Here is a 20,492-nt window from a genome sequence, read left to right as displayed (position 1 = left end):
GCGGCCGGTGGCCGACGCGGCGTCGGCGCTCATGCCGGCACCTCGCGGTCCCGGAGCCCCTGCGGATCGATCACCTCGCGGATCAACCGCAGTTCCTCGGCGGTGGGTTCACGGGTGCAGGGGACCTCGTCGGCGCGCGCCAGCGGGAAACCGGTGGCGTCCTGCACCTCCTCGGCGGTGACGCCCGGGTGCAGCGAGACCAGCCGCATGGTGTGGTCCGGGGTGGCGAAGTCGAAGACGCCGAGGTCGCTGACCACCCGCGGGATGCGGTGGTAGCGGGTGGCGGAGGGTCCGGCGGCGGCCGCGCTGTCGTAACCGACGCCGCAGACCATGTCGACCTTCTCGACGAAGACCCGCCGGGAGTGCTTGGGGACCCAGTAACTCGTCGGATTGTTCAGGGTGTTGACCGGAGCACCGCGGACGCCGAGGAGCTGTCGGGCGGGTCGCTGCCAGTCACCGATGCAGGAGATGTTCTGGTTGCCGAACCGGTCGAGCTGACTGGCGCCCATCATCACGTGCCGCCTGCCGCCGGTGACCATGGCCAGGTGCTGGCGGTAGGGCAGCCAGCCCTCGGCCCGCCCGTCGAGGCCGACCAGCAGCGCCTCGCCGTCGGTGAGCAGCAGGTCGGGGGAGAAGGTGCGCTTGGCGAGCCGGGCGCCGATGGCGGGCACGGTGCCCATCGGGCTGGCGAGCACCTCGCCGTTGTCGCGCCAGGCGTCGGCGCAGGCGAGCACGCAGTATTCGGCGCGACTGGTCATGCGCTCTCCTCGTGCCAGGTCTGGACGGCCGACTGGTAGCTCTTCTCGTCCCCGTGCAGGAACCGCGCGGCGAACTCCGGCCAGGGCGTGGTCGCGTAGAGCTTCTGGAACGCCTCGTCGCGGTCGTAGTCCGGGACGCAGGAGGTGAAGTGCGCGCCGTGCGGCGTCGCCACGACGCCGGTGACCGCATGGCGCTTGATGAGCAGGGACTGCGGGGCGGCGGTGCCGAAGTCGGCCACCAGTTCCTCGCACGAGACGTACGCGCTGTCCGCCGCCTCGCAGAACAGGTCGTCGAAGTACGGGTCGGGTCCCAGGTACTGGCCGTTGCCGAGCCGGTCGGCGCGGTTGACGTGGGCCAGCGCGGCGTCCATCCGCAGCGCCGGCATCGCGACGAAGGTCTCCCCGTCCTCGTACGGCGAGGTGACCGTCTTCAGCTCGGGGTTGACCCGCATCACGTCCGAGCCGAGCCCGGCCCGGACGGGAAGGAACGGCAGCCGGTTGGCGGCGGCCTGCAACCCCCACATGAACATGGCCTCGTCGACCTCGCTCAACTCGAACGAGCCCTCCTGGCGGGCCGCCCGGAAGTGCGGCTCCAGGGGGATCGAGTCGAGGGTGACGAACGCGGTGACCAGCCTGCGGATCTTCCCGGCGGCGGCCAGCAGCCCCACGTCCGGTCCGCCGTAGGAGACCACGGTCAGGTCGGTGACGTCGGAGCGGAGCAGCGCCCGCACCAGCGCCATCGGTTTGCGGCGGGAGCCCCAGCCGCCGATGCCCAGGGTCATCCCGCTGCGCAGCCGCGCGACGACGTCCTCGGGGGTCATGGTCTTGTCGGTCACGCCCGGACCTCCTCGTTCTCCGTGCCGAAGGTGTCGCGTACCCGGTCCGCCACCCCGCTGAGGTTGGCCTCGAAGGTGAAGCCCTGCTCGAAGCGGTAGCTGCGGCGCACGTCGACCGGGTCGATGCCGTTGATGGCGGCCTTGGCGAGCCGGAGGAGGTAGCCGTCCTTGCGGGCGATCTCCCGTGCCAACTCCTGTGCCGCATCGGCCAGTTCGTCACGCGGTACGACCTGCCAGACCGAGCCGTGCGCATGCAGTTCCCGCGCGGTGGCGGTCCGCGAGGTGTAGTACAGCGCCCGCATCAGGTGCTGGGGGACCAGCCGGGCGAGGTGGGTGGCGGCGCCGAGCGCGCCCCGGTCCAGCTCCGGCAGGCCGAAGGTGGCGTCGTCGCTGGCCACGATCGCGTCGGCGTTGCCCACCAGGCCGATCCCGCCGCCCAGACAGAAGCCGTGCACGGCGGCGACCACCGGCACCTCGCACTCGTAGACCGCGGCGAACGCCTCGGCGCAGCCGCGGTTGGCGCCGATCAGTGCCCGGTGGCCGCCGGCTGCGGTGTCCCGCTGCATCTCCTTGATGTCGACGCCGGCGTTGAATCCGCGGCCCGCGGCGGTGAGCACCACACAGCGGACGTCGGGGTCGCGGCCCGCGGCCCGTATGGCGTCGGCGAGGTCGTACCAGCCCTGTACGGGGAGGGCGTTGACCGGGGGGAAGTCCACGGTGACGACCGCGACGCCGCGGTCGGGTGCGGAGGTGGAGACACCCATGAGCAGATCAGCTACCTTTCCACCAAGCGTTTGTTAGGTAGCGAAGTTAGCAGCGGATCGCCCGCCGCGGGAGGTACCAGTTGTCCCTGAACCTCGATCTGACCGGACGGGTCGCCGTCGTCACCGGCGGCACCCGGGGCGTCGGCGCCGGCATCGCCCGCGCCTTCCTCCAGGCCGGCGCGGCGGTCGTCGTCTGCGCCCGGCGACCGCCGGACGCCCCGATCGCCGCGGACGGCCGCACCGCCCGCTTCCGCCCCGTCGACCTGCGCGAACCGGACGGCGTCCGGGAACTCCTCCAGGCCGTCGCGGCCGACCACGGGCGCCTGGACTGCCTGGTCAACAACGCCGGCGGCACCCCCTACCGGCTGCTCGGCGAGACCACCGCGGAACGCCACGCCCGGGTCGTCGAGCTCAACCTGGTCGCCCCGATGACCGCCTCGCTCGCCGCGTACGAAGTGATGCGCGGCCAACCGGACGGCGGCTCGGTGATCATGATCGGCAGCGTCAGCGGCACCCGCCCCTCGCCCGGCACCGCCGCCTACGGCGCCGCCAAGGCCGGCCTGGACAACCTCGCCCGCTCGATGGCCGTCGAATGGGCACCGCACGTCCGGGTCAACACCCTCGTCCTCGGCATGGTGCGGACCGAACTGACCGCACTGCACTACGGGGACGAGGACGGTATCGCCGCGGTCGGCGCGACCGTGCCGCTCGGCCGGCTCGCCGAACCCACCGAGATCGGCGACGCCTGCGTCTTCCTCGCCTCCGGCCGCGCCGGCTACGTCAGCGGCGCCAGCCTGCTCGTCCACGGCGGCGGCGAACGCCCCGCCTTCCTCGACGCCGCCACCGTCAACCACCCCAAGGAGCCATGAGATGACCGGAATCTGCACCGGACGCGTCGCCGCCGTCACCGGGGCCGGCCGGGGCCTGGGCCGCGCCCACGCCCTCGCCCTGGCCGCCGAGGGAGCGGCCGTCGTGGTCAACGACCTCGGGGTGGCGGCCGACGGCGCCGGCGCCTCCACCGGCCCCGCCCAACAGGTCGTCGAGGAGATCCGGGCGCGCGGCGGCCGGGCCGTCGCACACACCGACGACATCACCACCGACGACGGTGCCCGCTCCCTCGTCGCCACCGCCCTGGACGCCTTCGGCCGCCTGGACGCCCTGGTGAACAACGCCGGCTTCCTGCGCGACCGGATGCTGGTCAACCTCGACGAGGACGACTGGGACGCGGTGATGCGGGTCCACCTCAAAGGCCACTTCCTGCCCCTCAAGCACGCCGCCGCACACTGGCGGGCCGAGGCCAAGGCCGGGCGGACGCCCGACGCCCGGGTCGTCAACACCAGCTCCGGCGCCGGACTGCTGGGCAGCGTCGGCCAGGGCAACTACTCCGCCGCCAAGGCCGGCGTCCTCGGCCTGACCCTCGTCGCCGCCGCCGAACTGGGCCGCTACGGCGTCCAGGTCAACGCCCTCGCCCCGGCGGCCCGCACCCGGATGACCGAGCAGACCTTCGCCGAGACGATGGCAACCCCCACGGACGGCGTCTTCGACGCCATGGCCCCCGAGAACGTCTCCCCACTGGTCGTCTGGCTGTCCTCCGCCGACAGCACCGGCGTCACCGGCCGGGTCTTCGAGGCCGAGGGCGGCCGCATCACCGTCATGGAGGGCTGGCGACCGGGGCCCAGCACCGACCGAGGGGCCCGTTGGGCCCCGTCCGACGTGGGAGCGGCCACCCGCGAACTCCTCGCGGCGGCGGAGCCGGCGTGGCCGGTGTATGGCTCGCGGCTGTCCGCCTGACGGTGGGGTGTTGCGGGTCCGCTGCGTGCCGCTGCGCGGGGCGGGTCCGCTGCGCGGGGCTGTTGGGTGCGGTGACGGGTCTGCGGGGCAGGGGTTGTCCGGACTGCTGCGCTTTACGTCCGGTCAACCCCTGCCCCGCAGACCCGTCCCCTCCCGTGGGTGGTCATGGAAACGGTGGGTGGGTGTGTGCCGGTGGTCGCCTGCGGGTTCGTTGTGGAGTGGTGACCGTGAGCAGACCACCGGCGTGAGGGTGGACGCACCTGTATTTCCCACCCACTCACGGGAGGGGACGGGCCGGAGGGGGTGGTGTGCAGGACGTAAAGCGCAGCAGTCCTGCACACCACCCCCGCAGGCCCGTCACCGCACCCGACAGCCCCGCGCAGCGGACAACGAAACAACCGCCGTCAGGCGGACACGCAGCGGACGAAACAACCCGCCGTCAGGCGGACACGGCGGGGGAGCCGACAACGTGGGAGGCCCACGTCAAAGGTTCACGACGATCGCCTCCTGCGTGCTGCGGGCGATCACCACCACGGCCTCCTCGTCGGGGTGGGGATTTTCCTCGCGGTGGGGCACGTAGGGCGGGACGAAGATGTAGTCGCCGGGGGCGGTCCGGAGGCGGACCTCCTCTCGGGTGTCGTCGGCGAAGACGAATTCCGGGTGTCCCTTGACGACGTAGATCGCGGTTTCCGCGGCGCCGTGGTGGTGGTTGGCGGACGCGGTCGCGGGGGCGACGTGGGTCTGGCCCATCCAGAGGCGTTCCGAGCCGACCCGTTGGCCGCTGATCGCGGCGAAGCGTCGCATTCCGCCGGTCTGTGCGGTGTCACCGTCCAGCGCGTCGGCGCGGATGTGGTGCAGGCGGGTCCGCAGGGGCCGGCGGTCGTCCTCGGCGGTGGGGTCGGGGTCGCGGAGGTGGGGATGGAATGCGTCGCCGGGGGCGGCGGAGCCGCGGGGCGCGGGGGTGGGGGACGCGGCGTGGGGCGTCGGGTCGTGTGGCGGCATGGCGATCCTTTCCCTCTCGGGCCGTGGGCCGGTGTCGCGCGGGCCCGCCGGTCGGCCGGGTGTCAGCCGATCGCCACATGCTCCCATCGGGACATCGTGCGCCGGTCGGCCAGTGCGCCCGGTGGACCTTCCGCCGTCACCGGCCATGGCATCAGTACCGGCGAGGGCCGGCCCGGTGCGACCGTGCGTCGGGCCGAGCCGCCGGGGCTCGGGCCGGCGTCGGGGGCGGAGGTGCAGCTGGCGGCGGCGAGGGAGGCGGCGGCCAGCGCGGTGGCGAGGAGGGGAGCGATGCGGCGCACGGTCTCACCGTGCGGGAGGGGCGCCGGGTGGCCAAGCGACGCGCCGGGGTGTCACGCGGACGAACGACAGGGGCGGACCCTCCTGTACGACCGCGCGGGCGGTCCGGGTGGGCTGCGGTTAGCGTCGGGTGGACGTCGGTCGAGGGAAAGGTGGGCGCGTGGCCATCTGGACGGCCGTCCTGTTCGCGGTGCTCGCGGCTGCGTGCAATGCGCTGTCCACGGTGTTGCAGCGCCGCGCGGCGCGCACCGTACCGGTTGCGGGGCGGCTGCGGCTGGGCCTGATCGCCGACCTGTTGCATCGCGCGGCGTGGCTCGCGGGGATGTTGATGGTGTTGCCGGCCGCCTGCTTCCAGGCGCTGGCGCTGCTGTTCGGGCCGCTGTCGGTGGTTCAGCCGATCTTCGTGTTGGAACTCCCGTTGGCGCTGCTCATCGGCCGGGTGCTGTTGGGCGGACCGGTGCCGGTGCGGATCTCCCGGCGCGGCTGGGCCGGTGTGGGACTGCTGGTCGTCGGGCTGGGCACGGCGCTGGCCGCCGCCGCGCCCACGGCCGGGCGCGACCACGCCCCGCTGAGCCGCTGGGTGCCGGCCCTGATCGCCTGTGGCTCGGTGATCTTCGTGACGGTCGGCGCGGGACTGCGGCGCGGGGCCGGCAGCTTCCGCGCCGCCTGCTTCGGCGCGGCGACCGCGGTCGGATACGCGCTGACCGCCGCGCTGCTCAAGGACGCCACCCACGCCTGGGCGAGCGGCGGTCCGGCCCGGTTCTTCACGTCCTGGCAGAGCTACGGCTTCGCGCTGACCGGCGTCCTGGCGCTGTTCATGATGGAGAACGCCATGCAGTCCGGCCCGTTGACCGCCTCGCAGCCGGTGCTCACCGTCGGCGACGCGCTGGTCAGTCTCTCCCTGGGGGTCACGCTCTTCGACGAACGGGTCCGCGCCGGGTGGTGGCTGCTCCCCGAAGCGCTCGGCGTGGGCCTCGTCCTGTGGGGCGCGGTGCTGATGTCCCAGGTCTCGCTCGCCCGCGATCTGGCGACCGGTCAGATCGGCGAACCGCTGCCCCGGGCCCCGCGCGGGCGGCCCGGGCACGGCGGCTAGCCGGTCCTTCTGTCAGCCGGCGTACGCGGGCGCGACCGCCGAGGTCATCATCCGTCGGGCGGTGCCCGAGCCGTCGGCCGGGACCGTCCACAGGTCCGAGCCGTAGTCGCCGGGCAGCGCGTAGACCAGGGTGTCGTTGCCGGACCAGAGCGCCTGGTCGTCGACGTTGCGGTGCTCGGCGGTGGCGGTCTCCTTCATGGTGGCGAGGTTCAGCACGTAGAGCCGCCAGGGGGCGTCCTGGGAGGCGCCGGGGAGCCGCTTCTTGTACGCGATGCGGGTGCCGTCGGGGGAGAGCGAGGGGCATTCGACGTTGCCGTGCAGGGTGGTCAGGGTGCGGGCGGTGCGGTCGCCGCGGACGAGGTAGGTCCGGCCGCCGGTGGCGAGGGTGGCGTAGAAGCGGGTGTCGTCGGCGAAGGTGACGCCCCAGATGTTGATGTCGGAGGCGTGGTACGGGTGGCCGTCCTTGGTGACCGCGTACTCCTCCAGGTTGTCGTCGAGCGCCCAGGTGCGGGTGTCGGCGATGGCCGTGCGGGTGGAGAAGGCGGTGCCCGCGTACGAGTCCCCGCTGACGAAGACCGTCCAGGCGACGAGGTGGCCGGAGGGGGAGACCCGGGACCGGGTCGGTATGCCGGGCGCCGGGAAGCGGTGCCGTATCCGCAGGTGGGCGTCGAGCACCACCGCCCGGTAGGTGTCCGCCACTGCGCCGCGCTCGGCCTGGAGGCAGATGCCGGTGCCGGCGGCGGCGTGGAAGCGCAGGCACTTCACGCCGGAGGCGGTGCGTGGCCCGTCGGGGTGCCCGGCCGGCACCGTGGCGATCTCGTCGCGGTGCGGGCCCCAGGCCAGGTTGCGCACCAGCAACTGCCGTTCCCCGGGCGGCCGGAGCACGACGTCGCCGGTGCGGACGGTGGGGCCGTCCGTCTGCTGCCGGTCGCGGACGGCGGACCGGTCGGCGGCCCGCAGCACCGCCGCGGTGCCGACCGTCCCCAGCAGCACCACCGCGGTCAGCAGCACGGCCAGGCGGGTCCTACGGTTCATCGGGGTGCTCCCTCGGGGGTACGGCGGTCGTCGTGGTCGGCGTCGCCGGGGTCGCGGTCCGCGCCCGACGGGTCGCCGGTCCGCAGCAGTCGCGCGGCGCACAGCGCGGCGGCGGCGAGCGCGACGGCCGCGACCGCCAGTGCGTCCCGCCCGTCCCACAGGCTCCAGGCCGCGCCGAACGCCAGCGAGCAGACGAAGCGGGCCAGTGCCTGGCCGGTGCCCACCAGGGCCTGTCCGGCGCCCAGGTGCTCCGTCGGGACCACGCCCGCGGTGGCGGCGGCCAGTACCCCGTCGGTGGCCGCGTAGAAGGCCCCGTGCAGGACGAGCACGGTGCCCACGGTGACCGGGCCGCGCAGCGGGGAGAGCACCAGTGCGTACGCGAGGAGCAGGACGGCGTGCCCGGCCAGGAAGAGCCGGCGGCGCCCGATCCGGTCGGCGAGCGCGCCCAGCGGCACGGCGAGCAGCAGGAAGACCGCGGCGGTGCCCAGTGGCAGCAGCGGGAACAGGTCGGCGGGCACGCCCAGTTCGCGCTGGAGGAGGAGGTAGAGGAAGGCGTCGCTGACGGTGGTGAGGCCGAGCAGCGTGGCGCACAGCGTCAGCCGGCGCAGTCCGGGGCGGCGCAGCAGGGCCAGCGAGTCGCGCAGTGCGGGCCGGACGGCCGCGGGTCGGGACGCCGGCTGCCCGGAGTCGAGTCGGGCCGGGACGAAGAGGACCAGCACCAGCACGCCCAGCGCCGCCACGCACGCGCTCACCGTGAACACCGCGTCGTAGCCGTCGACCGCGACCCGCAGCACCGCGAACGCCGTCAGCGGTCCGAGGAGCGCGCCGGCGGTGTCCATGGCACGGTGCACGCCGAACGCCCGGCCGCGGTGCTCGGGCCGGGTGGCCAGCGAGATCATCGCGTCCCGGGGCGCGGTGCGCAGTCCCTTGCCGGCGCGGTCCGCGGCCAGCACGGAGCTGATCGCCGGCAGTCCGTGGGCGAGCAGCAGCAGCGGCTTGCACACCGCCGACAGGCCGTAGCCGATCCCGGCCACCACCTTGTGCCGGCGCCCGCCGCCGTCCGCAAGATGGCCGCCGGCGAGCCGGACCAGGGCGCCCACGCCGTTGTTGATGCCGTCCAACAGGCCGAAGCCGAGCGGCGACAGCCCGAGCGCGGTGACCACGTACAGCGGTAGCACCGCGGTGATCATCTCCGCGGAGACGTCGGTGATCAGGCTGACCGCGCCGAGTGCGAGCACCGTGCCGGGCACCGCGGGCCGCCGCCCCGGGCGGGTGCTGCCCGGGGCGGCGGTGGAGGTGCGCGTGGTGCTGTTGCGGGAGTCCGCGAGGTACACGGGCCGTCAGTTCCAGATGCCGGTGACGTCGGAGGCCGATGCGGCGTTGCCGGCGTGGGTGCTCAGGCCGGCCAGGTCCTCCAGCGTGCGCAGGACGTTGTAGTGGTTGTACGTGCTGCTGCTGGAGCTGCCGGGTGCCACGTGCGCGCCGTAGAACAGCGTCGGGATGCGGTTGCCGGACAGCCGGTTGTCCTCGTCGAAGGTGACGACCAGCATGCTGTTGTGGGTCTTGGCCCACTCCGCGTAGCCGCTCAGATTGTTCTTGATCCAGGTGTCACCGGTGCCCACCGAGCAGTCGTGCATGTCGTTGCAGAGGTCGGGGATGACGAAGGAGACCTTCGGCAGGGTGCTGTAGTCGGACGGGAACTGGTCCATCGTCTTGGCGGTGTCGGTCGGCACGTTGGAGAAGCCGAACCACGGGTTGTGCTTCTGTGCGTAGTCGCCGCTGCTGCACGTGGTCGAGCCCTGGCTCGGCAGTCCCTCGTTGTAGCTCGCCCAGGTCTGGCCGGCGGCGAGCAGCTCGGAGGCGAGGTTGGGCGCGGACATCGAACCGACCGACACGCAACTGTCGTCCGTGCGGCCCTGGTTGGAGCCCGAGAGGAGCATGTAGTAGTTCGGCTCGCTGGGGTGGGTGAGGGCGAACGACTGGGTGAGGTCGGCGCCGCCGGCCTTGAGGGAGTTCAGGTAGGGCGCGCTGGAGCTGCCGACCACCTGCCCGTAGGCGTGGTTCTCCAGCATCACCACGACCACGTGGTCGGGCGAGGGGAGCCCGGTGGTCTGCGCGGTCGCGGTGGCGCCGGTGGCGGCCCACAGGCCGACCGAGGCGGCGGCGAGGGCCGCCGCGCCGGCCAGCGCGGTGAGGGAACGCCGGGTGCGCTTGCGCGCCTTGACTGCGGTCATGACTGTCCTCCGGACAGAAGTGACGAGCGTATGGGGGGAAGGAGCGCGGTAACCCTAGAAGCCACCGGATGGACTCGGCCGCGTCCACCGGATGAAGAACAGACGAACGAATGACCTCTGTGGTCGAACGATGATGGCCGTGAACCGGCCATCGGCACAGGGGAATTCAGGCCACCCGGCGGTCCCGTGTACGCCCGGTCGCGTCAGGTCGCGGTGCGCGGCGCCGCCGGGGTGTCGCCCCGCACGGCGTGCAGGTACAGCATCGCCATGTCGAGGGTGAAGTACGAGCTGTAGGAGATGTCCGGGGTGTCCCCGCCGGTGTGGTAGCCGCCGATCACCCCGATCACGGCGTAGCCGCGGAAGTCCCGTACCAGGAACGGCCCTCCGGAGGTGCCGCCGATGTAGCCGGCGCAGGGGATCTCCAGGAAGTCCCCCGGCGCGGCCGGGTCGGTGCTGGTGTAGCGGTGCGTGGACGAGGAGCAGTCCAGCGGTTCGGGGTAGTGGGCGTCGCTGCTGCCGGGGTAGCCGATGAGCCGGACGTCGGAGTGGTCGTACCCGGGGTAGGGGAGGAGGTCGAAGCCGCCGGTGACCTGCTGGACCCGGGAGCCGTCCTCGCGGGGGCCGACCCGCACGAGCGCGTAGTCCCAGCGGGCGCCGGCGTCCGTACCGAGGTCGTAGTAGCGCTGGTCGAGGTAGATCCGCTCGACGGGGTAGATGCCGTGCGGCTTGAGCCCGTCGTGGTACTGCGGCACGAAGGACAGGTACTTCTTCGGGTCGGGGGAGCGCAGGCAGTGTCCCGCGGTGATGACGAGGTCGCGGTGCGGGCTGCGGATCACCGTCCCGCCGCAGAACCGGCCGGTGTTGCTGCCGTCCGTCCAGAAGAACGTGCCCACCTGGGGCAGGCCCGCGAAGGGGTGGCTGGGCGGGATCGGCGTGGTGGCGGCACGGGGCCGGGGGGCCTCGGGCCCCTTGTCCACCACGGGTTCGGCGGCCTCCATGCGCCGCGCGCTCCAGTACGCGTCGACGGTGGAGGCCGGGTCTCCGGGCGCGCCGGCGGCGTGCGCGGGCGGTGCGGGTACCGCGAGGAGTGCCAGGACGAGCACCAGCAGGGCGGCCAGCGGCGCGGGGACGGGACGGCCGCGGGCGGCGAGGGGTCTGCCCATGGACGGGTTCCTTTCGGAGGGAGGGTGGGCCCGGCCGTCGACTCCCGGACGACGGGAACCTAGCGACGGGGCCGGGGACATGGTCGTACGACGGGCGGCGGCTGGCCAGAGGGCCGTCACCGCTTGCCTTCCGTTTCCCGTTCCGTGGCGTCGAGTTCCGCCAGAATGCGCGTCCGGTCCTCGTCCAGGGCCGGGATCCGGTCCATCCGGGGTTCCCGGCCGGCGACGGTGACCGGCGGCAGCAGCGCGTCCAGCGGGCCGACGGGGGAGTCCACGGTGCGCCAGCGGTCCCGGGCGGCGAGCTGCGGGTGCGCGGTGAACTCCGCGACGTCCCGCAGCCGTGCGTGGGCGATCCGGGCGCCGGCCAGCCGCCGTTCGATCTCCTCGGCCGCCAGTTGGGCGAAGCACGCCTCGATCCGCTCCCGCAGCGCCTCCCGGTGGGCGACCCGGGCGGAGTTCCGGTCGAACCGGGGATCGGCCGCCAGTTCGGGGAGTTCCAGCACCTCGGCGCAGAACGCCGCCCACTCCCGCTCGTTCTGGACGCCGAGGAAGACGCGGGTGCCGTCCGCCGCGGGGTAGGGCCCGTAGGGGGCGATGGCGGCGTGCTCGGCGCCGGAGCGGGGCGGGGTGGTGCCGCCGTAGCGGGTGAAGTAGGCCGGGTAGCCCATCCATTCGCCCAGCGCCTCCAGCATCGAGACCTCGAAGGCGCCGCCCCGGCCGGTGCGTTCGCGCTCGTAGAGGGCGGTCAGGATGCCGCTGTAGGCGTACATCCCGGCGGCGATGTCGGCCACCGGGATCCCGATCTTGGCCGGTTCTTGCTCCGTGCCGGTCAGCGACATCGCCCCGGCCTCGCACTGCACCAACAGGTCGTACGCCTTGGCGTGGGCGTACGGGCCGCCGGTGCCGTAGCCGGAGATGCCGCACACCACGAGTCGCGGGTGGGCCGCGAGCAGCGTCGCGGCGTCCAGGCCCAGCCGTTCGGCGGCCCCCGGCGCGAGGTTCTGCACGAAGACGTCGGCCCGGGCGAGCAGCCGGTGCAGCACCGCGGCGTCCTGGGGGCTCTTCACGTCGAGCGCGAGGGACTCCTTGTTGCGGTTGAGCCAGACGAAGTGGCTGGACATCCCGCGCACCGTCTCGTCGTAGCCGCGGGCGAAGTCGCCCGTGCCGGGGCGCTCCACCTTGATGACCCGGGCGCCCAGGTCGGCGAGTTGGCGGGTGGCGAAGGGGGCCGCGACCGCCTGTTCGAGTGCGACCACGGTGATGCCGTCCAGCGGGAGCATAAGCGGACCTTTCCAGAAGAGACGGGGCGGAGCGGGGCGACGGGGGTACCTATGTGCCCGTGGATCCGGACCGACGGACCCATGGATCCGGCAGGATCCGACGGCACCCACGCACCCGCAGGAGTCACCATGACAGCCGACCGGCACGGGCACGCCATGACCGAGACCGGCACCGAGGCCCTCGGTCACTACGAACGGGCCCTGGACGACCTGCTGTTTTTCCGCCCCGGCGTCGAGGAGCCCGCACGGGCGGTGCTGACCGCCGCGCCCCGCTCCCCGATGGGCCACGCCCTCGCCGCCTATCTGGGCGTGCTGGGCACCGAGGAGCAGCAGGCGGCGGCCGCCCGCGACACCTTCACCGCCTTCCGCACCGGCCTCGACCCCGCCCGCCTCACCCCGCGCGAGCGGATGCACCTGGCCGCCGCGGAGGCGTGGCTGGACGGCGACCTCGACACCGCCGGACGGATCCTCGGCGAGATCACCGTCGCCCACCCCCGCGACCTGCTGGCCCTCTTCGCCGGCCACCAGCACGACTTCCTCACCGGCGACGCGCTGCGGCTGCGCGACCGGGTCGGCGGCGCCCTGGACGCCTGGGACGACGACGATCCGCACTACGGCCCGCTGCTGGGCATGTACACCTTCGGCCTGGAGGAGAACGGCCACTACGAACACGCCGAGCAGACCGGCCTGGCCGCGCTGGAGCGGCACCCGCAGGACGTCTGGGCCATCCACGGCGTGGCGCACACCTACGAGATGCGCGGTCGCTTCACCGACGGCACCCGCTTCCTGGACGCCCGCACCGACGCCTGGTCCAAGGGCACCCTGCTCACCGTCCACAACTGGTGGCACTACGCCCTGTACGCCCTGGAATCCGGCGACACCGCCCGGGTCCTGGAGATCTACGACGCCGCGCTGCGCCACGACGAGACGCGGGACGTGGCCATGGAACTCATCGACGCCGCCGCCCTGTTGTGGCGCCTGCACCTCGCCGGGCACGAGCTGAGCGCCCGCTGGGCCGCCGTCGCCGACGCCTGGGAGCGCCGCGACGACGGCCCGTACTACGCCTTCAACGACGCCCATGCGGTGATGGCGTACGTCGGTGCCGACCGCCCGGACCGGGCCGAGCGGCTCGTCCGGGACCGCGAGCAGTGGCTGGCGCGGACCCCGGCCGGCCCGACGCCCGCCAACCGCGCGATGACCGCCGACATCGGCCTGCCCGTCTGCCGGGCCCTGCTCGCCTACGGCCGGGGCGACTTCGCCGGCGCCGCCGATCTGCTGCTGCCGGTCCGCCACCGGCTGAACGACTTCGGCGGCAGCCACGCCCAGCGCGACGCCGTCCAGCGCACCCTGGTCGAGGCCGCGCTCCGGGCCGGCCGGCACGACCTGGCCCGCACGCTGCTCAGCGAGCGCAGCCGGCTCCGCCCGATCTGCCCCTACAACTGGTCGGCCAAGGCCCGGCTGGCGGAGCAGGTGGGCGCACCGGAGGCCGCGGCGGCGGCCCGGGCGCGGGCGACGGCGCAGGCGGCCGGCGCCGCGCAGGCCGGGTGAGCCGGGTGAGCCGGGCCGGGCGGGGTCAGGTGGTCAGCACCTGCTCCGCCCAGATCACCTTGCCGTCGGTGGTGTAGCGGGTGCCCCAGCGGTGGGTGAACTGGGAGATCAGGAACAGCCCGCGGCCGCCCTCGTCGGTCGTCCGCGGATGCCGCAGGTAGGGCGAGGTGCTGGAGCCGTCGCACACCTCGCAGATCAGGGTGTGCTCCAGGATCAGCCGCAGCCGGATCGGCCCCGACCCGTACCGGATCGCGTTGGTGACCAGCTCGCTGACCACCAGCTCGGTGGTGAACGTCAGCGCCGGCAGGCCCCATTCGGCCAGCTGCCGGGCGGCCATCTCCCGGGACCGGCCCACCACGGCGGGGTCGGCGGCCAGTTCCCATGAGGCGAACCGGTCCGTGGCCAGCCCGCGGGTCCGGGCCAGCAGCAGCGTGACGTCGTCGTGCTGCCGGCGCGGCACCAGTGCGCCGATGACCGACTCGCACAGCGCGTCGAGGGAGTCGCCGGGCGCGGCGAGGGCGTGCAGCAGCCGTTCCTTGGCCGGTTGGCCGGCCTCGCGGTCCGCGCCGGCCAGCAGCCCGTCGGTGTAGAGCGCGAGCACGCTGTCCTCTTTGACGGCCACCTCGACGGCCTCGAACGGCAGCCCGCTGACGCCGAGTTGGGGGCCGACCGGGAGCTCCGCGTAGGCGGCGGTGCCGTCGGGGGCGACGATGACCGGCGGCGGGTGCCCGGCGCTGGCCATGGTGAAGCAGCGGCCGACCGGGTCGTAGACCGCGTAGAGGCAGCTGGTGCCCGTCGCGCCGGTCTCCGCGCCCTTGCCGCCCTCCTCCGACACCCGGCTGACCAGGTCGTCGAGGCGGGCGAGGAGCTCCTCCGGGCGCAGGTCCAGGGCGGCGAGGGTCTGTACCGCGGTGCGCAGCCGGCCCATCGTGGCGATCGCGCTGATGCCGTGCCCGCGCACCTCGCCCACCACCAGCGCCAGCCGTGCCCCGGACAGCGGGATGACGTCGAACCAGTCGCCACCCACCCCGGCCAGTTCGTCGGCCGGCCGGTAGCAGGTCGCCAGGGACAGTGCGCTGTGGTCGGCGACGCCCTGCGGCAGCAGGCTGCGCTGGAGGGTGAGCGCCGCCGCGCGCTCCCGGGTGTAGCGGCGGGCGTTGTCCAGGCACACCGCGGCCCGGGCCACGAACTCCTCGGCCAGCCGCTGGTCGTCCGGGCCGAACGGTTCGCCGGGCGCGCAGCGGAAGAAGCTGGTGACGCCCATGGTCGTGCCGCGCGCCCGGATCGGCACCACCATCGCGGTGTGCAGGCCCTGTTCCCGCAGCTGCCGCCGCCGGCCGCCGGGGACGTCGGCGGCCCACTCCGGGCCGTGCGGGTCCAGCCACTCCACCCGCCACGACGTGCCGTCGGCCATCGCCCGGATGGGCGGGGACCAGGAGTGGTAGGACGCCAGGTCCCCGACGGCGACGACCGCTTCGGGGATGCCCGCCCGGGAGGACTGCTGGCCGCCGCGGCGCAGTGCGACCCGGTCCGCGTCGCCGGGCGGCCCGGTGAGCGGCTCGCCGCCGCGGATCACCGAGTCCAGCAGGTCCACGGTGACGAAGTCGGCGAGGTCGGGCACCGCGACGTCGGCCAGTTCCTGCGCGGTGCGCAGCACGTCCAGGGTCTGGCCGATGGCGGTGCCGGCCCGGTCCAGCAGGACCAGCCGCTGGCGGTTGCGGTACCGCTCGGTGATGTCGATGACGGTGTAACACACGCCGAGTGGGCGGCCGTTGAAGCCGTCGAGCCGGACGAAGGACATCGCGTGGGCCCGTTCGTGGCGCGGTTCGGACTGCGGGCGGCCGATGTGCTCGTAGCCCAGCACCGGTTCGCCGCTCTCCAGGACGCGGCGCATCTGCTCCTCCAACGCCTCCGCGTCGAGGCCCGGCTGGACCTCGGCCAGCCGCCGGCCGATCCGGTCCCGCGCCCGGCCGCCGCCGAACCGCTCCAGGGCGAGGTTGGACCAGACGAACCGCAGGTCGGTGTCGACCACGGCCATGCCGACCGGCGTCTGCATCAGGAGCTTCTCCAGCACCGCCCGGCTCATCTCCCAGCCCGGCAACGACGACGCCTCGGCCGCCACCACCAGCCAGTGCGCGGCGCCCTCGCCGTCGGTCACCCGGGCCAGCTGCACCATGACGTCGACCGGGGCGTCGTTCTTGCGCCGGGCGGTGAGCGTCCCGCTCCAGCTGCCGTGCGCCCGACACTCCGCGGCGAGCTCGGGCAGCCGGTCCGCGTCGTCCGGGGCCAGCAGCGCCGCGGCGGCCCGGCCCACCACGTCCGCGGCCGGGTGGCCGAACAGTCGCTCGGCGCCCTCCGGCCAGCTCTCCACGCGCCCGCGGGCGTCGCACAGCACCAGGGCGGCATCGGCGATGTCGAGCGGCGCTCGCCGCCCGCCGTGGCCGTGCTCCTCGAAGTCCACCATCTGAGCCGTTCCGTCTCTGCCGGACGAGCAGGATGCATGCGTTATATGTGGTATTTACCCCATCTGAGGGTACTGGCCTCGGGGCTTTCGGTCCCCCTCACCGCCCCGCTCACAGCCCGGCGCATGCGCGGGCCCGGGCGAGCAGCTCCACCAGCATCTCCGGGGTGAGCGTGCGGGTGAAGGTGTTGCGTTGGCTCGGGTGGTAGCACCCGAGCACCCGCAGCTCCCCGCGCCCCGCGGCGGCCGGCAGGGTCACCTCGGCACCGTGGCCGAACGCCGGCCGCGGACGGGGCACCGGCCAGCCCGCCGCACCGAGCGCCGGCCACACCGCCTGCCAACCGAACCCGCCCAGCGCCACCACCACCCGCAGCCCCGGCGCCAGCAGATCCAGCTCCCGCACCAGCCAGGGGCGGCAGGTGTCCCGCTCGGCCGGCGTCGGCCGGTTCTGCGGCGGAGCGCAGTGCACCGGCGCGGTGACCCGCACCCCGTACAGCTCCAGCCCGTCGCCCCGGTGCGTGGCGGTCGGCTGCGAGGCCAGCCCCACCGCGTGCAGCGCCGCGAACAGGAAGTCCCCGGAGGCGTCGCCGGTGAACATCCGGCCGGTGCGGTTGCCGCCGTGCGCGGCCGGTGCCAGGCCCACCACCGCCAACGCCGCGTCCGCGGGGCCGAAGCCCGGCACCGGCCGCGCCCAGTACTCCCAGTCCCGGAACGCCGCCCGGCGCTCCCGCCCCACCTGCTCCCGCCAGGCCACCAACCGGGGGCAGGCCCGGCACCCCGCCACCGCGGCGTCCAGCGCCGGCAGTCCCGCGCACCCCGGCGCCTGGTGCGCCGGATACCCGCGGTCCTCCGTGTCCGGTGGTGCACCGCCCGGCTCCGGATCCATCCGTGCCCCTCCGCTCCGTACGCCGCCCGCGGACGCACCGCCTCCCGGTATACCGGGTCATGCTCCGCCGCCCGGTACGTCGGCGGTCGGGGCGAGCAGCAGCAGCGCCACGTCGTCCAGTCGTTCCGTATGGGCCCCGCGTCGGGCGAGGACCGTGTCGGCGAGGCCGCTCGGGTCCGGGTCCGGATACCGCGCCGCGCCCAGATCGGCGGCCAGGGCCGCCACCCCGTCGTCCAGGTCCGTGCCGGGCCGCTCGACCAACCCGTCGGTGTAGAGCGCGAGCACCGCCCCGGGCGGCAGGGCGACCGTGGTGGCCGCGAAGCGGGTGCCCGGCGCGACGCCCAGCAGCATCCCGGGCGGCACCCGCAGCACGTCGGTACGCCCATCGGGATGGCGCAGCACCGGCGGCGGATGGCCGGCGCTGGCCAGGCGGGCCAGGTGCGTGGCCAGGTCGAGGTGGACGTAGAGGCAGCTGGTGAACAGGTCCGGGTCCAGGTCGGCGAGCAGCCGGTTGGTGCGGGCCAGCACCTCGTCCGGCGCCGCGCCTGCGGTCGCGTAGGCGTGTACGGCGGTGCGGGCCTGGCCCATCAGCGCCGCGGCCGCCGCGTTGTGCCCCTGGACGTCGCCGATCACCGCGGCCACCTGGTGCTCGCCGAGCCGGATCAGGTCGTAGAAGTCGCCGCCGATGTCCATTCCGCGGGTAGCGGGCAGGTAGCGCGCGGCGACCTGGAGTCCGTGGACCGGCGGCAGCCGGTGCGGCAGCAGACCCGCCTGGAGGTCGTGTGCCAGCTGCTGCGCGGTGTCGTAGAGGCTGGCCCGGTCCAGGGCCTGGGCCATCAGCCCGGCCAGCGACGTCAGGACCTGCCGCTCCTCCGGACTGAAGGTCCGCGGACGCCGGTACGCCAGGACGCAGCAGCCCACCGGGCGGCCGGAGACGATCAGCGGCAGCACCGCCCGGGCGGCCATCCCGGTCTGCCGGGCCAGCCCCGGGAAGCGGGCCTCGGTCTCCTCGGCGGAGCTGAAGAAGCTCGGCTCGCCGGTGGCCAGGGCGCGCACGGTGGGGCTCTGCGCGGTGCTCAGCGGCAGGCCCTCGAACGCCTCCACGACCTCCGGCGGATAGCCGCGCTCGGCGACGGTCCGCAGCCGGCCGGCCTCCGCGGCGTACATCAGCATGCCCTGGGCGCCGAACGCCGGCACGATCTGGTCGGCGAACAGCTCGATGACGTCCTTGACGCCCACCGCCTCGGTGAGCGCGGCCGCCAGGTGCAGCACGTGGTACATCTGCCCGGCCCGCAGCGGGATGGCCTCCGTGGGCCAGCGAACCTCCGGGCGCGGCTCCTCGTCCGAGGCGCTGATCCACACGCTCACCCCGCGGCCGTCCGGGAACAGCCGGAACGCCAGCCACTGCCCCGGCGGGCGGCAGGCGGTGAACGAGACCGGGCGGCGGCTCAACACCGCCGCGCGGCAGCGGTCCTCGAAGGCCGGGCTGGCCAACCAGGGCAGCACCTCCCACGGCCGGGCACCGCGCAGCACGTCCGGGTCCGCGCCCAGCAGCCCCGCCGCGCCGGCGCTGAGCATGGTGACCCGGCCCTCCAGGTCGAGCGCGCAGCCGCCGCCCGGCAGCCGCTCGACGTAGTCGACGGCGGCCAGCGCCTCGTCGGGGCCGACGACGCGGGCCGGGGGCTCCAGGACCACCAGCGGCCCGTCAGGGGTGCCGCCACCGGGCAGCAGTGCCGCCAGTCGCCGGCAGGCGGCCTCGAACGCGGTGCGCTCGGCCGCCGACAGCGCGGACCCGTGGCCGGACGGCCACAGCAGCACCACCGCGCCCCGGCAGCCGGTCCCGTCGTCCAGCGGTGCCGCGCCCAGCGCGAAGTCGTACGGCAGCGCCACTGCCGTACGGGGGAAGTCCCGGGCCAGTTGCTGGTGGTCGGCCGCCCACACCAGCCGCTGTCGGCGCGCCGCCACCGCCACCGGGATGGGGGCCGCCAGCGCGATCCGCCGCCAGGGCTCCAGCACCGGCGGCGGGATCCCGCTCAGCGCGGTCAGCCGCAGCACCGGCGCGTCCGGCGCCAGCTCGTAGACCATGGCCGACGAGGCCCCGGTCTCCGCCCTCGTCCGCAGCAGTTCCTGGCCCAGCGGAGCCTTCTCGGCCCCGCCGGTCGTCATGGCGCACCTACCCACAGCCGCGGCACAGTGCTGACGTTACGCCGCCGGGCGGGGTGCGGCCTCGCCGGAGCCGGTGCGGGGATCACCGCTGCGGTTCGGCAGCTCCTCGCCCGGTTCGACGGTCGGCGGCAGCGTCGATCAAATGGTGAAATTCATCTTTCGAATGACGAAAGCTCGATATAGGGGTCCCGGGTGCGGCGGAGCACCGGCCCCTCACTCGGCCTGCTGCGGCCGCCAGGTGGCGGTGATCGTCAACGACGCCCGCCCGTTGGCCCCGACGATGCCGAGCTTGAGGTCCTGGCCGATCTGCACCCCGAACTGCACCGACATCTGGTCCGGGGGCTGTTCGGCGGAGGCGACCGCGTCATGGATCTCCTGGAGCAGCGGGCCCAGCGGCCGGAGCGTGGTGCGCAGCGCCGCCACCGCGGTCGCCGCGGCCCGCTCGCCGCCGCGCGCCCTCGGCATCAACTCCTCGATCCCGCCCGGCAGATCGGCCGCGGGGTCCCCGTCCGAGGAGTCCGCCGGCCGGGGCGCGCCGTGCGCCGGAGCGAGCTCCAAGCGGATGGATGTTCCATCGGCGAGGGTGAGTTCAGCGTGATTCGGCACGCCCTCATTGTGTCGACCGCCGGTGATCATGGCAGCGGAACGACGCGTTCGCCTCGCGGAGGGCCGCCCAGGCGTCCGCCACCGGGCCCACGTGGCCGAGCTTGTCGGGGTTGAGGACCGCGCGGATCGCCTGGATCTGCCCGTCCAGGATGTCGAGCGCCCAGGCGCCGAGGACCTTGCCGTCGCGGTCGCGGAAGATCGCGCCCGGATGCCGGTTCACCTCGCACGGCTCCACGATGCCGCCGATCCCGGTGAACCGCGGGGCGAACGCGGCGAGCAGCCGGGCCACGTTCTCGATGCCGAAGGCGCCCCGGCCCCACGGCGGGGCCTTGCCGCCGGCGTCGCCGACCGCCTGCACATCGGCGGCCAGCAGCTCCCGCAACCCGTCGACGTCACCCTCCTTGAAGGCGTCGAAGAACCGCCCGGCGAGTTCCTCACGCTCGGTGCGGTCGGCCTCGAACCGGGGCCGGCCGGCCGCCACGTGGCGCCGTGCGCGCACGGCGAGTTGACGGCACGCGGCCTCCGAACGCCCCGCCGCCGAGGCGGCCGTCGCCGTCCCACGACCCCGCCCC

18 protein-coding genes and 1 pseudogene are annotated in these 20,492 nt (G+C 74.3%); 4 read left to right on the top strand and 15 right to left on the bottom strand.

Annotated elements, in window-relative coordinates; translation table 11 throughout:
• Nucleotides 1-29: 29 nt before the first annotated feature.
• The 3 genes from JNO44_RS36740 to JNO44_RS36730 are packed head-to-tail and all read right to left on the bottom strand — an operon-like array spanning nt 30 to nt 2,358.
• A complete protein-coding gene (locus tag JNO44_RS36740) occupies nt 30-758 on the bottom strand; it encodes a CoA-transferase subunit beta (protein WP_205368370.1) in 729 nt (242 codons plus the stop codon).
• A complete protein-coding gene (locus tag JNO44_RS36735; protein ID WP_205368369.1) occupies nt 755-1,594 on the bottom strand; it encodes a CoA transferase subunit A in 840 nt (279 codons plus the stop codon). Before JNO44_RS36735 ends, JNO44_RS36740 begins: the two co-directional genes overlap by 4 nt.
• Nucleotides 1,591-2,358: an enoyl-CoA hydratase family protein gene (locus JNO44_RS36730; RefSeq protein ID WP_205368368.1), complete on the bottom strand. Its 768-nt coding sequence runs from the start codon at nt 2,356-2,358 to the stop codon at nt 1,591-1,593. Before JNO44_RS36730 ends, JNO44_RS36735 begins: the two co-directional genes overlap by 4 nt.
• A gap of 80 nt (nt 2,359-2,438) precedes the next feature.
• Between JNO44_RS36730 and JNO44_RS36725 the strand changes: the two genes are divergently transcribed.
• Together JNO44_RS36725 and JNO44_RS36720 are read left to right on the top strand one after the other, a co-directional pair.
• Nucleotides 2,439-3,227, top strand: a complete 789-nt coding sequence (locus JNO44_RS36725) for an SDR family oxidoreductase (RefSeq protein ID WP_205368367.1) — start codon at nt 2,439-2,441, stop codon at nt 3,225-3,227.
• A gap of 1 nt (nt 3,228) precedes the next feature.
• The gene (locus tag JNO44_RS36720; protein WP_205368366.1) at nt 3,229-4,149 is read left to right on the top strand and encodes an SDR family oxidoreductase; all 921 of its coding nucleotides are present in this window, start codon (nt 3,229-3,231) and stop codon (nt 4,147-4,149) included.
• A gap of 483 nt (nt 4,150-4,632) precedes the next feature.
• Here the strand turns inward: JNO44_RS36720 and JNO44_RS36715 are convergent, their stop codons facing one another.
• Both JNO44_RS36715 and JNO44_RS36710 read right to left on the bottom strand, forming a co-directional pair.
• Complete coding sequence (locus JNO44_RS36715) at nt 4,633-5,151, bottom strand: cupin domain-containing protein (RefSeq protein WP_205368365.1); 519 nt, start codon at nt 5,149-5,151, stop codon at nt 4,633-4,635.
• A gap of 62 nt (nt 5,152-5,213) precedes the next feature.
• Complete coding sequence (locus JNO44_RS36710) at nt 5,214-5,450, bottom strand: hypothetical protein (RefSeq protein WP_205368364.1); 237 nt, start codon at nt 5,448-5,450, stop codon at nt 5,214-5,216.
• 158 nt (nt 5,451-5,608) lie between these two features.
• On the opposite strand from JNO44_RS36710, the gene JNO44_RS36705 reads away from it, so the two are divergent.
• The gene (locus tag JNO44_RS36705; protein WP_205368363.1) at nt 5,609-6,541 is read left to right on the top strand and encodes a DMT family transporter; all 933 of its coding nucleotides are present in this window, start codon (nt 5,609-5,611) and stop codon (nt 6,539-6,541) included.
• Nucleotides 6,542-6,553: 12 nt separating this feature from the next.
• On the opposite strand, the gene JNO44_RS36700 is transcribed toward JNO44_RS36705, so the two are convergent.
• The 5 genes from JNO44_RS36700 to JNO44_RS36680 all read right to left on the bottom strand — a co-directional run bounded on the left by JNO44_RS36700 (nt 6,554) and on the right by JNO44_RS36680 (nt 12,253).
• A complete protein-coding gene (locus tag JNO44_RS36700) occupies nt 6,554-7,576 on the bottom strand; it encodes a TolB family protein (protein WP_205368362.1) in 1,023 nt (340 codons plus the stop codon).
• Nucleotides 7,573-8,910 (bottom strand): MFS transporter, encoded by a 1,338-nt coding sequence (locus JNO44_RS36695; protein WP_205368361.1) that lies wholly within the window; start codon nt 8,908-8,910, stop codon nt 7,573-7,575. Before JNO44_RS36695 ends, JNO44_RS36700 begins: the two co-directional genes overlap by 4 nt.
• A gap of 6 nt (nt 8,911-8,916) precedes the next feature.
• Complete coding sequence (locus JNO44_RS36690) at nt 8,917-9,810, bottom strand: alkaline phosphatase family protein (RefSeq protein ID WP_205368360.1); 894 nt, start codon at nt 9,808-9,810, stop codon at nt 8,917-8,919.
• A 203-nt stretch (nt 9,811-10,013) separates the two neighbouring features.
• Nucleotides 10,014-10,973 carry a trypsin-like serine peptidase gene (locus JNO44_RS36685; RefSeq protein WP_205368359.1) on the bottom strand — a complete coding sequence of 320 codons (960 nt, stop codon included), beginning with the start codon at nt 10,971-10,973 and terminating at the stop codon, nt 10,014-10,016.
• 116 nt (nt 10,974-11,089) lie between these two features.
• Nucleotides 11,090-12,253 carry a CaiB/BaiF CoA transferase family protein gene (locus JNO44_RS36680; protein WP_205368358.1) on the bottom strand — a complete coding sequence of 388 codons (1,164 nt, stop codon included), beginning with the start codon at nt 12,251-12,253 and terminating at the stop codon, nt 11,090-11,092.
• A gap of 129 nt (nt 12,254-12,382) precedes the next feature.
• On the opposite strand from JNO44_RS36680, the gene JNO44_RS36675 reads away from it, so the two are divergent.
• Nucleotides 12,383-13,801: a tetratricopeptide repeat protein gene (locus tag JNO44_RS36675; protein WP_205368357.1), complete on the top strand. Its 1,419-nt coding sequence runs from the start codon at nt 12,383-12,385 to the stop codon at nt 13,799-13,801.
• Nucleotides 13,802-13,826: 25 nt separating this feature from the next.
• On the opposite strand, the gene JNO44_RS36670 is transcribed toward JNO44_RS36675, so the two are convergent.
• From JNO44_RS36670 to JNO44_RS36650, 5 genes and pseudogenes are all read right to left on the bottom strand, one after another.
• Nucleotides 13,827-16,265: a SpoIIE family protein phosphatase gene (locus JNO44_RS36670; RefSeq protein WP_205368356.1), complete on the bottom strand. Its 2,439-nt coding sequence runs from the start codon at nt 16,263-16,265 to the stop codon at nt 13,827-13,829.
• A 109-nt stretch (nt 16,266-16,374) separates the two neighbouring features.
• Nucleotides 16,375-17,148 (bottom strand): uracil-DNA glycosylase, encoded by a 774-nt coding sequence (locus JNO44_RS36665; RefSeq protein WP_205368355.1) that lies wholly within the window; start codon nt 17,146-17,148, stop codon nt 16,375-16,377.
• Nucleotides 17,149-17,205: 57 nt separating this feature from the next.
• Nucleotides 17,206-19,314: a SpoIIE family protein phosphatase gene (locus JNO44_RS36660; RefSeq protein WP_205368354.1), complete on the bottom strand. Its 2,109-nt coding sequence runs from the start codon at nt 19,312-19,314 to the stop codon at nt 17,206-17,208.
• 213 nt (nt 19,315-19,527) lie between these two features.
• Nucleotides 19,528-19,920: a CU044_2847 family protein gene (locus JNO44_RS36655; RefSeq protein ID WP_205368353.1), complete on the bottom strand. Its 393-nt coding sequence runs from the start codon at nt 19,918-19,920 to the stop codon at nt 19,528-19,530.
• Nucleotides 19,921-19,924: 4 nt separating this feature from the next.
• Nucleotides 19,925-20,470 (bottom strand): annotated as a pseudogene (locus JNO44_RS36650) (sigma-70 family RNA polymerase sigma factor family protein); the annotation flags it as partial.
• Nucleotides 20,471-20,492: the final 22 nt, after the last annotated feature.

Source organism: Streptomyces noursei (assembly GCF_016917755.1).
GTDB lineage: Bacteria > Actinomycetota > Actinomycetes > Streptomycetales > Streptomycetaceae > Streptomyces > Streptomyces yunnanensis.
This window is presented reverse-complemented; position numbering and strand designations above follow the sequence as displayed.